The sequence below is a fragment of the Staphylococcus parequorum genome (assembly GCF_039237145.1).
Classification (GTDB): domain Bacteria; phylum Bacillota; class Bacilli; order Staphylococcales; family Staphylococcaceae; genus Staphylococcus; species Staphylococcus equorum_A.
Window position 1 is genome coordinate 850,190 of record NZ_CP150682.1, and the last position, 17,303, is coordinate 867,492.

Here is a 17,303-nt window from a genome sequence, read left to right on the forward strand (position 1 = left end):
TGATTTCTCTCTCTCTCCCATTTTTATATGTGCTTTTTAAATACTAAAATTTGTAGGGCGCATACGTATTAAACTAATAAAAAAATAAAATATTAAAGGAGATGAACACCAACATTGGTTAAATATTTAAAGTCACTTGTTCGATTTAATACCATGAAAATCGATGTTGCTAAAGGTTTAAGACAAGCTATATTAATGTTTATCCCACTCGTTATTGGTTATTTAATGGGTCATCTTTCTACAGGATTATTAATATCTACTGGTACTTTAGCACATATATATGTATTTGGTGGGTCATCCAAATCGAAACTACGTATCGTATTTTTCTCATCGATAGGGTTATCTATTGCAATGATATTAGGTACGCTCACAGTAAGCCAGCCACTTATCTTTGGTGTATTACTACTTATTGTTACGGTGATTCCGTATTATATATTTAGTTCGTTGAATATACCTGGACCTTCATCGACATTCTTTATTGTTGCTTTCAGTTTACCTTTTAACTTACCTGTAGCTCCAGAAGAAGCCTTATATAGAGGGCTTGCTATGTTTGTTGGGGGATTATTAGCAACATTAATTGTTACTATCCTTATAGTAATCTCAAAAGAATCTGCAGAATCAAAAGCTATTAAAAACGATTATAATATCATTAAACAACTTATTTATAATTTTGATGATCCGAAAGCATTTGCTAAAGCATCACAATTCGCAGTGACTGCTTTTAGAAATTCAGACACTCAGCTGATCACTTCCAGTACTGCCAAATCTAAAGAGTCACCCGAATTTCAACGTTTGCTGTTACTTCATAATACGGCGCAAGGTATTCATTCAGAATTATTAGAGCTGAATGAAAAGAACACACGTCCATTACCTAAAGAAATCAAAGTAATGGCAGATTTTGTAATTAAACTTGTATATTCTGAAGGTGATATTAAAAAACAATGGACAAAAGCAGTGGAAATTGATGACCAATATCAAAATCTCGTTGATAATATATTCAAAGTAGATGCAATCATGAATGCAGGTGATGAACGTGTAGAACATGAAATTGATATTCGTGTTCCTATATACGGACATCGTATGTTAACAAATTTAACACTGGATTCATTTGTGTTTAGAAATACATTACGCTATACAGTTATTATGGCTATTTCAATTTTTATAGCGCTTATGTTTGGTTTTGAAAAAGCATATTGGATTCCTTTAAGTACACATACAGTACTATTAGGTTCAACAACGTTACATAGTTTTGAGCGTGCTGGATCTAGGGGAGTTGGTACAATTATAGGTGTGCTTGTATTATCTCTTATTTTATTATCGACGCCGCCGTTACCAATTGCGATTCTCTTGTTAGCTGCAGCAGCAGGTGTGACAGAAGTGTTTGTGGGGGCTAACTATTCATTCGCTGTTATTTTCATAACGATTCAAGTGATCTTGTTGAACGGTATAGCAGCAAACCACTTAACAATTTTAATTGCGTTGCCACGTGTGATTGATGTAATTGTGGGTATTGCAATTGCTGTTATTTGTTTATTGATAATAGGCAGAAAGACAGCGTCATCCATGTTACCAGCAACACTTGCAGACGTTGCAAGAGACGAGGCAGTATTATTCCATTACTTGTTTGCAAGTAGTAAATATTCATCACGAGAACAAGACAAACAAGAAATGCTTCAGTTAAGTGTGAAACTCAATAACATGAAGCAAGTATATAACAGCGCAAACGGTGAACTGTTTAGTAATAAGATGGTCATACAGTATTATTATCCGAGTATTTATGCCCTAGAAGAAATTAGCTTTATGCTTACAAGGGCTTTGAGTAATGAAGAAAGATATCATATAGATGATGAAACAATGGGCGAATACTTACTTATCTTTGAAAATATAGCAAAACATTTTGAAAGAGGTTCGCATATTAAAGTCCAAGAAATACCAGAACTACCTCAGTATATACACATTAAAACATCATTGATGAGTATTCAGAATAACTGTATGAATGCAAGACAAAAAGTGAATTTAGCACAAGTTTAAAAAGCAAGCCAACCCTATGATGAATGAAATCAAGGGTTGGCTTGCTTTGTTTTTTATTTATTTTAAGGTGTCAAACAAGTTTTCAAGTGCGAAAGGGAGTCTGAGGTTTGTCTGAGGTAAGACTGCCCTTAGTGATCTTGTTTATTTTCACCTTCTTGTTCTGCTTTCTTTTCTTCCTCTTGTTTTTTCTCTTCAATATCTTTCTTAGCTTCAGTTCTTTTCTGTTCTTGTTGTTTTTCTTGGTCTTCCATTTTTTTATAACGTTCTTTTTGTCTAAACCCATAAGTACTTTCTAATATGAGTTCTTCATTGTTTAAACCAGCACCAATTGCACCGGCAACTGTTGATATAGAAGTAGCAAACCAAGCAAGATTTATATAAGTGATTAACGTTGCGGGGCCACCCATTTGTAAAGTTTGGCCTAAATAGCCTGAAGGCAAGACTACAAGAGTAGCAATTAAGAATAAAAAGAATAATATTATATAATAAATGATAAGTGAAACAGTTAGCGTTAGTACTGTCGTCAAATTATATAACATTGTAACTCTTTTATTTCTACTCTCTTTTTTCGATTCCCATAAATGGTGCGCTACAATAATCCAAAACATCATGCCAAAAATGGCGACTACCATCATGAGTAACATACGCCAAGATGAATAAACATAACTTAAATTCCACATCGTAGTAAAAACGATACCGAAAGCACCAGTAGTGAATGCTATGGCTACGACATTACTTAAGCTACTGAGCATGTTTAATGGATTGTTTGCAAATGTCATACCACTAATTAAACGGAAAGAACCTTTTGTATTAGATGAAACAAAATAATGTGTATGTTTGGAATTTGTATCTTCCAAATATGCTGTACGTGATTTTAAAGTTGAAAGTGGAAATTGTGATTTTAATTTTTCTTGACTATCTTTATCGTGGTTACTATTTTTTTGTAAATCCTGTGAATGATCCATATTTACAGTTTCAATAATTCCAACTATAGATTTTTGTATACGTTTTTGAACTGGTCGCCAACCGTAGGAAGGGACGGAAATTAAACTGGCACCATTACTTTTATTGATATCAAAAGCGATTACATTATTATCTTTAATAATAGGGAGGTCAGTAAGTCCTATCGTATATTGCCAATTATTATTATTTTGGTAGTTAGCAATTTTCTCGAATATTTCTTTGGCGGTTTCTGCAGAACCGGTGAGGGGATCAACAACTGTATTGATTTTCCATTCGATATCTTTAGCAAAATAATTTGATAATACCTCTGATAAGTTATTTTCAAGATTGTGAGCGATTTTTTCTGTTATTCCTGGCGCCGCTACTAATCCAATTTCAATCGTTCTATTTGTCATTGGAATCCTCCTCACTGTGTGACAGTTTTTGGCCATTATTGTATTCTGATGCTTGATTAGAACTATTAGTGTTATCGTCGTCTTGTTCTAGTTCTTTATATCTATAATATTGTCTGAATGAATATGTTACACGTTTGATTTTTTCAGCATTTTCAACCGTTGAACCCATGGCACCAGCTAAAATGCCCAACGAAGTTATAAACCAAATAAGGTTAATATAGTTGACGAAAGTTGGCTGTTTTTCATTCAAAGAAGTCCAGCTAGAAAAGATCTCTGGTGGTACAAATAATAATGTGCTTATTGTGAGTAATATAAATAATGCAGCAAAATTAAAAATGGTAATAGCGAATAATGTAGTCAATGTCGTGAAATTGTAAATGAAACGATACGATTGTTGTGTCTTTGGATTTGGGCGCTCCCATAAATTATATGAATATATTAACCATCCGACCATGCCGCTTATAGATAATAACATGAGTAGAATAAAGCGCCAGTATTCATAATCTAAGCTCAAATCCCATGGTGTTGAGAAGATTGCGATATATGTTCCAGTTGCAAAGGATACTGAAATAATTTTTTTGAAATCTAAAATAGCAGACCAAGGTTCATTAGAAAAAGTCATGCCTAAGATTAAATGAAACCAACCTAAAAATGATGTTTTAGAAACAATACGCTTTCTATTATCTTGTTTGTTATCTTCATTTGGTATAACTTCATTGAATTTTGTTAATTTAAAATACTTTGATTTCAAAAGGCTTTTATCTGAACCTGAAGTAAAAAAATATTTAACAATAAATGTAATGAAATGACGTAGCTTGTGTTTTAAATTCACAGCACCTAATGCTGGAACCGATAATAATGCTGTTTTGTCGTCTAGGTTTATATCACAAATTACAGTTTTATTATTAGATAAGCTTGGTAAATCAGTTATACAAATTGTGTAATCCCAATTCTTTTGTTTTTTAATATTTGATGCGATATCTAGTGCTTTATCCATATGTTCAGCAGTTCCAACCATTGAAGCGACATGTGTTTCAAATTCCCAATTCGTTTTATCATCTACATGGTTTTGGATATCATCAGCTAGATAATCGGAAATCTTGTTTATCAGTTTATGTGGCATGTCAGGTGAAGGAATTAAACCTATTGTTATATTTGTCATTATATCCCTCCTTTATAAATAGTGTATGAAATGATTAGATTCATACTTTAATTCCCGTTCGTTAAGGAAATTAATCATTTTTAATGAGTTTGAGTTTTTAATTGAAAGTGTATATTACTTTGTTTGTAACTTTTTAGTAGTGGTAAACAATAATTAAGACGAAGAATAAATTATAACGTAGGAGGTTGAAGTTAATGCCTTGGACAATGAATGATTACCCACAAAGTTGGAAAAACATGGAAAAACTAGAACTTAAAAAAGCAATAGATATTGGAAATGCGATGCTTAAAGATGGTTATAAAGAAGATAGAGCAATACCAATTGCGACGAAACAAGCTGAATCTTGGTATAAAGACGCTTCTAAAAAAGAATTAGATGAATTGAAAAACAAGAAAATAACTAAACATGAAAAAGATGATTCAGCGAATCCTAAATTAAATAATAAAGATGTTCACGTTTATTTTGAAGATAATAAGTGGAAGATTAAAACGGAGGGTGCTAAGCAAGCTTCCGATAGTTTTGATAAGAAAGAAGACGCCATGAAACGTGCACGTAATATTGCTGATAACAGATCGACAGAAGTGAGAGAACATAAGAAAGATGAATAGCATTCAAATATTCAGTTTTCTAGTCATCTTTGCCGGGGTGGGACAACGAAATCTCATTTAAAAATGAGGTTTCTGTTCCACTCCTTTTTTTAAATATATTTTAGTTTTGAAAACAAAACAACGATTTTTTAAAAGTGTAGTTTATCACATTTGAAGTATCTTTTTATTTAGTTAATAAATGGGAATTAGCTATAATGTAGTTTAAGTAGATTTTTGGGAGGAACGAAATATGTATATTGAACGTAAACCTTCGTTAAATATAGACAATTTGAAGGAAGAATTTAGAGCGAGTATAAAAAATATCAATAATCAAGAAGATGCATTTGATATGGTAATAGGGTTTGTTGCTTTAGAACAATTATACTCGTCAGCGCTTAAGGAAATTAGTACTAAGTTAGATATCTTAGATGACAATTTTCAACAAATGTATAAACACAACCCAATTCATCATATGGAACGTCGTGTTAAAGAAATGAGAAGCTTAATTAAAAAGTTAAATCGTAAAGGATTAGAGATAAGCACAACGTCTGCTAAAGAAAATATACTAGATATCGCAGGTATTAGAGTGATATGTAATTATATTGATGATATTTATGTTATAGAAGAATTATTACTCAAACAAGAAGATGTGAAGCTCTTGAAACGTAAAGACTATATTGGAAATCCTAAAGATAATGGATATCGTAGTTTACATATCGTTGTAGCCATTCCAGTATTTTTAGCTAATTCAGTAGAAACTGTGCCTGTAGAAATTCAAATTAGAACAATTGGTATGGATATGTGGGCAAGCTTAGAGCATAAAATACGCTATAAAAACACTGAAAATACTGAGAACCATAGAAATGTATTAAAGCAATGTGCAAACGAAATAACAGCGGTTGAAAGTAAAATGCAAAATATACATTCTGAAGTCTTCGATAATTAAATAAGGCTACATTAAAGTTGAAGCTCTAATTTGTTGTGGCTAGGGACGGGTGTCGTGAGCTTCACCCATCTTAATGCTTCAAATTTTTTATGAAAGTAAAATAAATATAATAACCGATATGCCAGGTTCAAGTCCTGCCATGTCGGTTTTTTAAGTTGAAAAGAGATAAAAATATCATTTGCAAGCGTTTGCAAATACTGAACTTGTGTATTACTATACTTGTATACAAGTATATCGTATTGATAAAAGAGGTGATGTCATCATGAATTATAAATATCCAGAACAATGGTTAGAAGGTGTCTCGAAAGGTGAAATGATTGCTGCAGAGATTCGTTTAAGAATTGTTGAGGGCACAATAACGCCAGATACGTTATTGACGGAGAATCAAATTGCTAAAGAATTTAATGTTAGTCGATCGCCAGTTAGGGATGCATTTAAATTATTAAAGCAAGATCAATTGATACATTTAGAAAGAATGGGCGCAGAAGTATTGCCTTTTGATGATACAGAGAAAAAAGAACTTTATGATTTAAGAATAATGTTGGAATCATTTGCGTTTAGTAGAATCAAAGCTTTGAATAATGAACAGATTGTTAAAGAATTACGTAAACAATTAGAAATGATGAAAGTGGCAGTTAAATTCGAAGATGCAGAAGCATTTACTGAACATGATATGAAATTTCATGAAGTAACCATACTCGCTTCAAAGCACCAATACTTAAAAAATTTTTGGAATAACTTAAGACCGGTAATGGAAGCACTGATACTATTGTCAATGCGTACACGCATGAGCGAGAATCCAGAAGATTTTGAGCGCATTCATCGTAATCATGAAGTGTTTATAGAAGCGGTTGCGAAGCAAGATGCTGCAAAACTTAGAGAAGCATTCCATCTCAACTTTGATGATGTTGGTGAGGATGTTGACAGTTTCTGGTTAAATTAATGTTTTAACCCGGTAAAGAAGTAGGAGGAAAAATCATGAAATACATGATAGGTGTCGATATAGGCACAACGAGTACGAAGTCAGTACTATACGATGAAAAAGGTCAATTTATAATGAAACACAATATCGGTTATCCATTGCATACACCGAATGTGGAAATTTCTGAAGAAAACCCAGACGAGCTATTTGATGCAGTGTTAATGACAGTTAAGTATGTAATGAGAGAAGCTAATATCGCTAAAGAGGATCTCAAATTAATCTCCTTTAGTGCACAAATGCACAGTTTAATAGCAATGGATGCAAGTAATCAACGCTTAACTGAAAATTTAACTTGGGCAGATAATCGTGCAAGCCAATACGCTGAACTAATTAAAAATGAACATAATGGTAATGAAATATATCAAAGAACCGGCACACCAATCCATCCTATGTCACCATTGGCAAAAATATTCTGGATGAAGCACGAACAACAAGAAATATACAAACAAACTGCTACATTTGCTGATATTAAGACATACATTTTCTACCAATTATTTGAGCAATTTGTTATAGATCAATCCATGGCATCATCTACAGGAATGCTTAACTTAGAAACATTATCTTGGGATAAAGAAGCGCTCGAATTGTTAGGTATTGAAGAAACACAATTGCCAGAGGTTGTACCAACAACGCACATTTTAAAAGGTATGAAACATCGTTATGCAACATTGATGGGCATAGATGAAAATACACCAATTGTGGTTGGTGCAAGTGACGGGGTACTTTCCAATTTAGGTGTGAACGCATTTAAAAAAGGTGAAGTCGCTGTGACGATAGGAACATCAGGAGCGATAAGAACAGTGATAGATAAACCACGTACAGATTATAAAGGACGTATTTTCTGTTATGTGTTAACTGAAGACCATTATGTTATAGGTGGTCCTGTGAACAATGGTGGTGTTGTATTACGTTGGCTTCGTGATGAATTATTAGCTAGTGAAGTAGAGACTGCAAAACGTTTAGGCGTCGATCCGTATGATGTGTTAACTAAAATTGCTAATCGAGTTAAACCAGGTGCAGAAGGGTTGATTTTCCATCCATATCTCGCTGGTGAACGTGCACCATTATGGAATGCAGATGCTAGAGGTTCATTCTTTGGTTTAACACTAACACACAAAAAAGAACATATGATTCGTGCTGCGTTAGAAGGTGTACTTTATAATCTTTACACCGTATATCTTGCGCTAATCGAAGTGATGAATGAAACGCCATCGACAATTAAAGCAACAGGCGGTTTTGCGAAAAGTGAAGTGTGGCGCCAAATGATGGCAGATATTTTTGATACGAATTTAATTGTACCTGAAAGTTATGAAAGTTCTTGTTTGGGCGCATGTGTATTAGGAATGAAAGCACTTGGGGAAATTGATGATTTTTCTATTATCGAAGAGATGGTCGGTACTACAAACGAACATAAACCAAACCAAGATAATGTAAAAGTGTATCAACAACTCGTTTCCATATTTATCAACTTAAGTCGATCATTAGAGGATCGCTACGCAGAAATTGCAACATTTCAACGTGAACATATGACAGAGGACAAACCATAGCAAAACGATATAGATATAACCTTTAAAGAGAAAAGTGACAAGTAAACAAGCGACACTCACGTTATGAAAAACTTGTCACATGCTCTTTAAAATTTTAATTATGAAAGAAAGCGTTACCATGATTGATTAGTTACATGTCTGTTAAGTTCTAATTCAATCTTTAATTTGAAAGGGGAGAACGATGATGTTTGAAACAATTTGGCCATTGATTACGGTGGTAATAGGAATTATCGTATTATTATCACTTATTATTTTCTTGAAATTAAACACATTTATTTCATTAATTATCACATCAATTGTGACAGCAATTTTACTAGGTATGCCTTTAGATAAAATCATTGAAACAGTAGAAAATGGTATGGGAAGTACACTAGGACATATTGCATTGATCTTCGGATTAGGCGCTATATTAGGGAAACTACTCTCTGATGGTGGGGGTGCGACACGTATTGCCGACACGCTCATCGATAAGTTCGGACCTAAACATGTACAATGGGCAATGCTTGTAGCTGCGTTTATTGTAGGTATTGCCTTATTCTTTGAAGTAGGTTTAGTATTATTGATTCCTTTAGTATTTACGATTGCTAAACGTGCAAATGTTTCACAATTGAAATTAGGTTTTCCAATGGTTGTGGCTTTATCTGTAACACACGGATTTTTACCGCCACATCCAGGACCAGTGGTTATAGCTAAAGAATTAGACGCAAACCTAGGTCATGTATTACTTTACGGTATGATTATTGCGGTTCCAGTTACAATTATAGCTGGACCATTGTTTAATAAAATTGCTCAAAAAATTGCACCAACAGCTTATACGCGTGAGGGTGATATATCAGCCTTAGGTGCACAAAAAGAATTTTCAGAAGAAGAAATGCCAGGATTCGGAGTCAGTTTATTAACTGCGATTTCCCCTGTTATTTTGATGTTGTTATCAACAATTGTACAATTAATTACAGGACATGAAGAAGCTACCAATGGCTTTGAATCATTTATTTACTTTATTGGTACTGCAGCTACGGCAATGCTTATCGCGGTATTGTTTGCAATCTTTACTATGGGTATAAAACAAGGACGCAAAAACTCAGAAATTATGGATTCAGTATCTAATGCGATTTATCCAATTGGGATGATGATCTTAATTATTGGTGGTGGCGGCACTTTCAAAGAAGTGTTAATTGAAGGTGGCGTTGGAGATACGATTGCTACATTATTTGAAGGTACAGAAATGTCGCCGATATTCTTAGCATGGCTGGTTGCTGCAGTACTTCGTATTGCACTAGGTTCATCAACAGTAGCAGCAATATCATCTACAGGTATCGTCTTACCATTGTTACAAGTATCAGATGTTAACGTTGCGCTCGTTGTTCTTGCCATAGGTGCGGGTAGTGTTATTTTATCTCACGTTAATGATGCAGGTTTCTGGATGTTCAAAGAATATTTCGGTTTGACTGTTAAAGAGACTTTCTTAACGTGGTCATTACTTGAAACTGTGATTTCAGTATCTGGTTTAATCTTCATACTTATACTTAATATGTTTGTATAAAATAGAAAGACAATTTGTCGACAAAGTCTAACGACTTTGTTGGCATTTTTTTATGCACGCTTTCTGCGGGCACAGCCTCAGCTTGTAGTCTTCGGCTAGTACTTTATTAACGAGGCAGGAGTTGGGCCAAATAATTGCCGTTTTAAACTAAAATAATCTCATGAGTGAACTCATATAAAAGCAAACACATATAAAAAATATAACTGGAAAAGAGAAAAAAGATTAACTTAATATCTATTAAAATTAAAAAATGAAATTGATGAACAAAGATAATCTCAATAAAGGAGTCCTTAATAGTTAAGAGGCTTTTTATGTAATTTATTATGAATTTTCAAATTTTTGTTGTGATTTTACGTTACTTAAATATAGTTGTCATTGAGAAGAACAACATTAAATTGCTTTAAAATGATAAAATAGAATCAATCTCAAATTTTTAACGGTGTCAAAATGCCTATTTCAATCTTTTCGAGTGATTGAAATATGAGTTATTGATGTTACACAAATATACGAGAATTGAAATTATACACAACTCATTTATAGTAAGTAAAATAGGGGGGCTTAATTATGAAAAGAATATTACTGATCGCAAGCGCGTTTATCGGTGTCATTGTAGGAGCCGGATTTGCATCAGGGCAAGAAGTACTCCAATACTTCACGAGCTTTGGCATTATGGGGACATTTGGCGCTATCATTACTACAGCATTATTTGCTTATGTGGGTATGATGCTTGTTTGGTTAGGAAGTAAATCTAAGACAGATTCTCATAAAGAAGTTATACATAATATCACAGGGAAATCTATATTCGGTAAAATTTTAGGATGGATTATTGATTTAGTCATTATCTTTACGCTCTTTGGTGTAGGTGTCGTTATGATTGCAGGAGCTGGATCAAACCTTAATCAACAATTTGGAGTACCTTCAATTGTAGGTACTATCCTTATGACAATACTTATTTTACTTGCGGGTATGATGAAAGTAGAAGGCGTTGTTAAAGTTATTGGGAATATTACTCCATTTTTAATTATATTCATTATAATAATTTCAGTTTATAGTTTTATGACAACAGATACATCATTTTCACAACTTAATACAATGTCGGATGCGAAACCATCAACTTTACCCAATTGGTTTGTAGCAGGTGTAAACTATGCATCATTTAATACAGCAGTTGGTGCTTCTATGGCAATCGTTATGGGTGGGTCTGAGAAAAATACAAAAGTTGCAGCATTAGGTGGTTTATTCGGTGGACTCGCATTAGGTGTGATGATTGTACTAAGTCATTTAGCTATCTTTACACAAATCGATATTGTTGGCGAAATGGAGATGCCAATGTTAGGTATCGTAAATCATATTTCACCTATACTCGGCGTCGTTATGGCTTTTGTCATTTTCGGTATGATTTTCAATACTGGTTTAGGTATGTTCTATGCATTTGCAACTCGTTTTACGGTAGTAGATACGAAACGATTTAAACTTTTCTATACAGTTACAGTTATCGTTGGTTTATGCTTGAGTTTCGTAGGTTTTACAGATTTAGTAGCAATTTTTTATCCATTAATTGGTTATTTAGGACTTGTACTAATATTTGTATTATTCTATGCACCATTTAAACTCAAATTTGGTAAGAAAAATTCACATAAATAAGCACGAGAGTATAACGTAAAAAGTCGTTTATCTTGTTTGAATTAATATTTTTAATGAATTTTTTTAATAATAAAAAATGAACTAGTTATAGAGTTATTTGATAAATTCAAAGAAATTTAATATAAATTTCACACCTCACTCCTTATTTTTAGATATAATAAAAATATAAGGAATGGGGTGTTTTTTTATGAATGAGGAAACGCTAGAGATTTTACAGATGCATGCACTACAATTATTGGGAATTCGGCTAGAAGGATATGATATGAGTGATATGAATGGGGTGATTAATCATATCAAGACGCCGTTTACAAATACTGCGCGCAAGCAGTTCAAAAATGAATTGAAACATTTTATTGTGCAAATGCACAGCAATAAAATTTATCATTATACGAATCGTTTTGGTGTGAACTTTTTAATCTTCAAATTTAAAAAGTACAAACAAATTTATATTGTTGGTCCATATATGGAGAAGCGGCCTAATGAACGTCGTTGTAATGAGTTGCTCCAGAGTTTGGATATTAAAATATCTAAACTATCTATATTGAAACAATATTTGCTGACTATACCATTATGTCATCAAGTTAAAGCACAAAAAATGTGTCGTTTAGCAGTTCGATTCTTGAAAAAAAGAAATATAAATTATGAAACTGTAAAAATTGATTTTAGTTTTCATTCAAATACAGAAGATTTAGCAGAATCTAAAGCGCAAATGGATTATACGTTAAAAGAAATAGAGTATCGTTATAATTTAGAGAATCAGCTACTTACTGCAGTTGAAAATGGCAATGCTAATGAGGCTTTATCAATTCTTAATGCAATGAATTTATCAGTGGCAGGCTTACGACGTGTAAGGGATGATATTTCAAATGAACAATATAAGGCATATTTGATTAATACGTTATGCCGTAAAGCTGGTGAAAAAGCAGGTGTAAGTTTGATTCATATTGACGAAATATCTGCAAAGTATGCGGCATTAATAGATCAAACGATGGACATAGAAACTTTAGATGAAATTACCCATTCAATTGTTAAAGCATATACAGATAGCGCGATGAAGGTAAAAGCGAATGCCTATAGTCCAAAAGTAAGTAAGGTAATTCAATATATTGAAAGAAACTTAGATAGTGCATTGTCATTAGATGAACTCGCTTCATATGTTGGTTTGGCTCCGAGTTATTTGTCCAAAATATTTAATAAGGAAATTCATAAATCTATCTCACAATACATCATTGAATCTAGAGTTAAAAAGGGACGTGATCTTATTGCAAGAACTAAAATGACGGTCGCTGAAGTTGCTAATTATGTAGGTTTCAAAGAACAAAGTTATTTTACTCAGTGTTTTAAAAAACAATACGGAACAACACCATTAAATTATCGAACAAAACATAAAGAGTTTTATTAGAATAATGAAGTATAGAAAATTAAAAAAGGCTTTAAATCTTTCATTTTTAGTGAATATATTATTAAAAATATCAATAAAATAATAATTATGATGTAAAATCATTGTTTAACGTACAAGTTTACAACATATATTTAAAAAATGAATTGTAGGCAAACCAAAAAGAACAGCTGAATTTGTATGTCAAAAAGAAGCTGTAGTTACAGTGTTTGTGAATCACCTACACTTACGATGTATTAGTTAAGTGAAATTCATTTTATAACAACGTTGTTATTTTAATGTTGACTGTTTTGTATTTAAAAATATAATAAAGTTAAGATTCCTATAAATAAGGGTGAGCGATATGTCACTATCGACTTCAAAAACAGTTTGATTTATGGGGATAAAAATTTTTAACGATATAAGAAAACGCTTACATCACTGCATATCTTATTATCGATTGATTGTAACAATCACTAATACATACTAAGAAACGATTAAACAGCAAAGTGTAGTCAGAAACGTTTCTATAGTGGAAAGAGGTTATCAGCATGGTTACAGCAAAATTAAAACCAGCAAATAGTAAGTTAAAGAGTTTTAAAGAAATTCAATCACCAAGATTAAAATTCAAAGAAAAACTTGCATATGGATTTGGAGATTTAGGTAATGGCTTAATGTTTGATATGGGACAAATTTACTTATTGTTATTCTATACAGATATTTTGGGCATACCGTCAGTAGTTGGGGGAGCTGTGTTTCTTGTTGCGAAGTTCTTTGATGCTTTTGTAGATACTGGAGTGGGGACTTTAGTAGATAATCAAAGGAACTTTGCTAAACGTGGCAAGTTTAAGCCTTTTATTTTGTATGGTACGATACCGCTCGCCTTACTTACAGTTTTAACCTTTATGTCGCCAGATATTAGCCAAACTGGGAAAATAATATGGGCATTTGGAACTTACTTGTTATTTAACGCAGCATATTCATTTGTGAACATTCCATATGGTTCATTATCAGCATCTATGACAATAAATGCAGATGATCGTACGCAACTATCAGTATTTCGTAACTTAGGTTCACAGGGGGCTATGTTTATTTCTGGGATTGTAGTTATCCCATTAGTTAGTCTATTCCCTAATCATGCATTAGGTTATCCAGTTGTAGTGGGTATACTTGCTGTCGCTGGTGTGACATTCCATCTATTGTGTTACAAAGGCGTTAAAGAACGCCATACAGTAGAAAGACCGAAAGAAAAAGGTATTGGTCGTAAAGCGTTTTTAAATTTATTTAAAAATAGACCATTTATCATTTTAGCATTATATACTTTATTAACGATTACAGCATTATTCTTACAACAGTCCTCGCAACTATATTACTTCCAATATGTGCTGGGTGAAGCTAATTTAGTGGGCGTTGTGAGTACATTAAACGTTATTATATTAGTACCCGCATTGTTCTTAACTACATTTTTAAGTAAAAGACTAGGTAAGAAAATGACAGCAGTTATCGGTGTATCTGGTTTCGTTGTATTCCAATTTATTAACTTCATGTTCTTCTCCGATAATGTGTTATTATTCTTAATTGTTAATACGATTGCACAATTATTCTTAGTTATTCCTAATACTGTGACTTGGGCATTTATTGCAGACGTTGTAGAATATGGCCAATGGCAATCAGGTATTAGATCAGAAGGTATTATTTATTCAAGTTACAGTTTCACTAGAAAAATATCACAAGGTTTAGCTGGTTTCCTACCAGGTTTAGCTTTAACGCTCATTGGTTATGTACCACAAGCAGCTCAATCAGCTGAAACAATAGCAGGATTAAAAGTATTGTTCTTTATTGTACCTGCTTCACTTTGTTTAATCGCAGTGATATTGTTCTTCTTTGCGTATCCATTAACTGACCATAGACATAAACAAATTGTTAAAGAATTAGCACTTAGAGAAGAATTATAATACATTTCTAATATAATTGAACTGTTATGGAAGGAGTTAAATCATGTTATATCCAGTGATAAACGAACATAGAAGTATCATTGATTTAAATGGTATCTGGGACTTTAAGTTAGAAGGTGTAGATGATCAAATTGATGTGACACGACCATTAAATACGGAATTAGTTATGGCAGTGCCAGGATCATATAATGACCAAGGTGTTACTTCAGATATTCGTAATCATGTAGGCAATGTTTGGTATGAAAGAACATTTACAATACCTAACGTGTTGAGCAACGAACGTATTGTATTAAGATTTGGTTCCGCAACACATAAAGCAACTGTATATATAGATGGTAAAGAAGTAACATCACATCAAGGTGGTTTTTTACCATTTGAAGTTGACATCGATTCGAAATTTGGTTCTGGTCAGCATCGTTTAACAGTTTGCGTGAATAATATTTTAAATGAAACCACTTTGCCAGTTGGTGAATACAGTGAAACGATTGGTAAAGATGGTAAAATAATTAAGAAAAATCCACCAAACTTTGACTTCTTTAATTACGCAGGATTGCATAGACCTGTAAAAATATATACGACGCCTAAAGTATTTATACAAGATATTGAAATTGTACCAGAAGTATTAACAGATCGAGCTAATATAAAATATAAAGTCACAACGAATGAAGCAGTGCCTACAATAGCAGTTAAGTTGCGAGACGAAGAAGATAATATTGTTGCTGAAACATCAGGTGCAGAAGGAATGATAGAAGTAGAGCATCCTCATCTATGGCAACCTTTAAATGCCTATTTATATCATCTAGAAGTGACATTGTTAGATAATGACCAAGTCATTGATATGTATTCGGAGCGTTTCGGTATTCGTTCTGTAGAAGTAACAGATGGACAATTTTTAATTAATGGAAAGCCATTTTACTTTAAAGGCTTTGGTAAACATGAAGATGCTTATTATGGTGGACGTGGTATGAATGAAGTTACAAATGTATTAGATTTCAATTTGATGAAATGGATTGGTGCCAATTCATTTAGAACGTCACATTATCCATATTCAGAAGAAATGATGCGCTTAGCAGATGAACAAGGAATCGTCATCATTGATGAGACGACCGCAGTAGGTGTGCACTTAAACTTTAGTGCTATTTTATCTGGTAGTACAACGCGAGATACATTTAAGGAAATTGGTACAAAAGCAGCACATGAAGCGGTAATTAAAGGTTTGATTGAACGTGATAAGAACCATGCATGTGTAGTAATGTGGTCTGTTGCTAATGAACCGGCTTCTACTGAAGAAGGTGCTAAAGCATACTTTGAGCCTTTAGTGAACTTAGCTAGAGCATGTGATCCACAACAACGACCGGTAACGATTGTGACAATTCTCACGTCACAACCAGATACATGTGAAGTACAAGATTTAGTTGATGTGCTGTGCTTAAATCGATATTACGGTTGGTATACACAGTCTGGCGATTTAGAAGCAGCTAAAGAAGCATTAAAAGCAGAGTTAGATGGTTGGACAGAGAGACAACCAGGTAAGCCAATTATGTTCACAGAATACGGCGCAGATACAATAGCGGGGATGCACGCAATTAATGATGAGTTATTTACGGAAGAATATCAAATACGTTATTATGAAGCCAATCATGAAGTTATAGATCACTATCCGCAGTTTATAGGTGAACAAACATGGAACTTTGCTGACTTTGAAACATCTAGTGGAATTATTAGAGTGCAAGGAAATAAAAAAGGTATCTTCACACGTGAGAGAAGACCGAAAGCAGTCGCACATTATTTCAAAAAACGTTGGGACAACATTCCTGACTTTGGATATAAAAATTAACACATAGGACTCATAATGAAGTTTAAACATAGACCCCTCTACGATGGACGATACATTCGTAGGGGGGTCGTTTTGTTAACTACTTTACATAATAAGTGATTATTATGAACGAATTCTGATATAAAAATCACTTCATTTGATATATATTAACTATTAGTTTAGTTAATATTACACCACCATTGCTTAATTTATGTATTATTTTTGTTTGAAAAGCGGCAGTGATTTGGTCCGACTCCTTACGAGTTAATAAAGTACTAGCCGAAGCGTACAAGGCTGAGGCTGTACTCATAGAAAGTGTGCATAAAAAATGCCAACAAAATCGTGAGACTTTGT

General features: G+C 33.2%; 12 protein-coding genes. 10 read left to right on the plus strand and 2 right to left on the minus strand.

Features of this window, described 5'->3' with window-relative positions; all coding sequences use genetic code 11:
* Positions 1 to 114 precede the first annotated feature (114 nt).
* Positions 115 to 2,031: an FUSC family protein gene (locus tag AAA453_RS03885; RefSeq protein ID WP_427706408.1), complete on the plus strand. Its 1,917-nt coding sequence runs from the start codon at positions 115 to 117 to the stop codon at positions 2,029 to 2,031.
* A gap of 128 nt (positions 2,032 to 2,159) precedes the next feature.
* Here the strand turns inward: AAA453_RS03885 and AAA453_RS03890 are convergent, their stop codons facing one another.
* Complete coding sequence (locus tag AAA453_RS03890) at positions 2,160 to 3,389, minus strand: 5,10-methylene-tetrahydrofolate dehydrogenase (RefSeq protein WP_427706410.1); 1,230 nt, start codon at positions 3,387 to 3,389, stop codon at positions 2,160 to 2,162.
* Positions 3,379 to 4,551 carry a hypothetical protein gene (locus AAA453_RS03895; protein WP_427706413.1) on the minus strand — a complete coding sequence of 391 codons (1,173 nt, stop codon included), beginning with the start codon at positions 4,549 to 4,551 and terminating at the stop codon, positions 3,379 to 3,381. Before AAA453_RS03895 ends, AAA453_RS03890 begins: the two co-directional genes overlap by 11 nt.
* 194 nt (positions 4,552 to 4,745) lie before the next feature.
* Here AAA453_RS03895 and AAA453_RS03900 point away from each other — a divergent pair, with 194 nt between their 5' ends.
* The 9 genes from AAA453_RS03900 (at position 4,746) to uidA (ending at position 16,970) form a co-directional block, all read left to right on the plus strand.
* Positions 4,746 to 5,159: a DUF2188 domain-containing protein gene (locus AAA453_RS03900; RefSeq protein ID WP_427706415.1), complete on the plus strand. Its 414-nt coding sequence runs from the start codon at positions 4,746 to 4,748 to the stop codon at positions 5,157 to 5,159.
* A gap of 229 nt (positions 5,160 to 5,388) precedes the next feature.
* The gene (locus AAA453_RS03905; RefSeq protein ID WP_427706417.1) at positions 5,389 to 6,084 is read left to right on the plus strand and encodes a GTP pyrophosphokinase; all 696 of its coding nucleotides are present in this window, start codon (positions 5,389 to 5,391) and stop codon (positions 6,082 to 6,084) included.
* Between the two features lie 262 nt (positions 6,085 to 6,346).
* On the plus strand, positions 6,347 to 7,027 hold the full coding sequence (locus AAA453_RS03910) for a GntR family transcriptional regulator (RefSeq protein ID WP_427706420.1): 681 nt from the start codon (positions 6,347 to 6,349) through the stop codon (positions 7,025 to 7,027).
* A gap of 35 nt (positions 7,028 to 7,062) precedes the next feature.
* A complete protein-coding gene (gene gntK, locus AAA453_RS03915; protein WP_069817113.1) occupies positions 7,063 to 8,613 on the plus strand; it encodes a gluconokinase in 1,551 nt (516 codons plus the stop codon).
* 184 nt (positions 8,614 to 8,797) lie between these two features.
* Positions 8,798 to 10,156, plus strand: a complete 1,359-nt coding sequence (locus tag AAA453_RS03920) for a gluconate:H+ symporter (protein ID WP_069817111.1) — start codon at positions 8,798 to 8,800, stop codon at positions 10,154 to 10,156.
* 564 nt (positions 10,157 to 10,720) lie between these two features.
* Positions 10,721 to 11,800 carry a YkvI family membrane protein gene (locus AAA453_RS03925; protein ID WP_427706422.1) on the plus strand — a complete coding sequence of 360 codons (1,080 nt, stop codon included), beginning with the start codon at positions 10,721 to 10,723 and terminating at the stop codon, positions 11,798 to 11,800.
* A gap of 187 nt (positions 11,801 to 11,987) precedes the next feature.
* Positions 11,988 to 13,202: a helix-turn-helix domain-containing protein gene (locus AAA453_RS03930; protein ID WP_427706424.1), complete on the plus strand. Its 1,215-nt coding sequence runs from the start codon at positions 11,988 to 11,990 to the stop codon at positions 13,200 to 13,202.
* 527 nt (positions 13,203 to 13,729) lie between these two features.
* Positions 13,730 to 15,133: an MFS transporter gene (locus AAA453_RS03935; RefSeq protein ID WP_427706426.1), complete on the plus strand. Its 1,404-nt coding sequence runs from the start codon at positions 13,730 to 13,732 to the stop codon at positions 15,131 to 15,133.
* 43 nt (positions 15,134 to 15,176) lie between these two features.
* A complete protein-coding gene (uidA, locus tag AAA453_RS03940) occupies positions 15,177 to 16,970 on the plus strand; it encodes a beta-glucuronidase (RefSeq protein ID WP_427706428.1) in 1,794 nt (597 codons plus the stop codon).
* Positions 16,971 to 17,303: the final 333 nt, after the last annotated feature.

What these genes read in the sequence shown, in the direction of transcription:
- AAA453_RS03920 (WP_069817111.1), top strand. Translation starts at nt 8,798, where the DNA reads ATGTTTGAAACAATTTGGCCATTGATTACGGTGGTAATAGGAATTATC.
- AAA453_RS03925 (WP_427706422.1), top strand. Translation starts at nt 10,721, where the DNA reads ATGAAAAGAATATTACTGATCGCAAGCGCGTTTATCGGTGTCATTGTA.
- AAA453_RS03930 (WP_427706424.1), top strand. Translation starts at nt 11,988, where the DNA reads ATGAATGAGGAAACGCTAGAGATTTTACAGATGCATGCACTACAATTA.
- AAA453_RS03935 (WP_427706426.1), top strand. Translation starts at nt 13,730, where the DNA reads ATGGTTACAGCAAAATTAAAACCAGCAAATAGTAAGTTAAAGAGTTTT.
- AAA453_RS03895 (WP_427706413.1), bottom strand. Translation starts at nt 4,551, where the DNA reads ATGACAAATATAACAATAGGTTTAATTCCTTCACCTGACATGCCACAT.
- AAA453_RS03900 (WP_427706415.1), top strand. Translation starts at nt 4,746, where the DNA reads ATGCCTTGGACAATGAATGATTACCCACAAAGTTGGAAAAACATGGAA.
- AAA453_RS03905 (WP_427706417.1), top strand. Translation starts at nt 5,389, where the DNA reads ATGTATATTGAACGTAAACCTTCGTTAAATATAGACAATTTGAAGGAA.
- AAA453_RS03890 (WP_427706410.1), bottom strand. Translation starts at nt 3,389, where the DNA reads ATGACAAATAGAACGATTGAAATTGGATTAGTAGCGGCGCCAGGAATA.
- gntK (WP_069817113.1), top strand. Translation starts at nt 7,063, where the DNA reads ATGAAATACATGATAGGTGTCGATATAGGCACAACGAGTACGAAGTCA.
- uidA (WP_427706428.1), top strand. Translation starts at nt 15,177, where the DNA reads ATGTTATATCCAGTGATAAACGAACATAGAAGTATCATTGATTTAAAT.
- AAA453_RS03910 (WP_427706420.1), top strand. Translation starts at nt 6,347, where the DNA reads ATGAATTATAAATATCCAGAACAATGGTTAGAAGGTGTCTCGAAAGGT.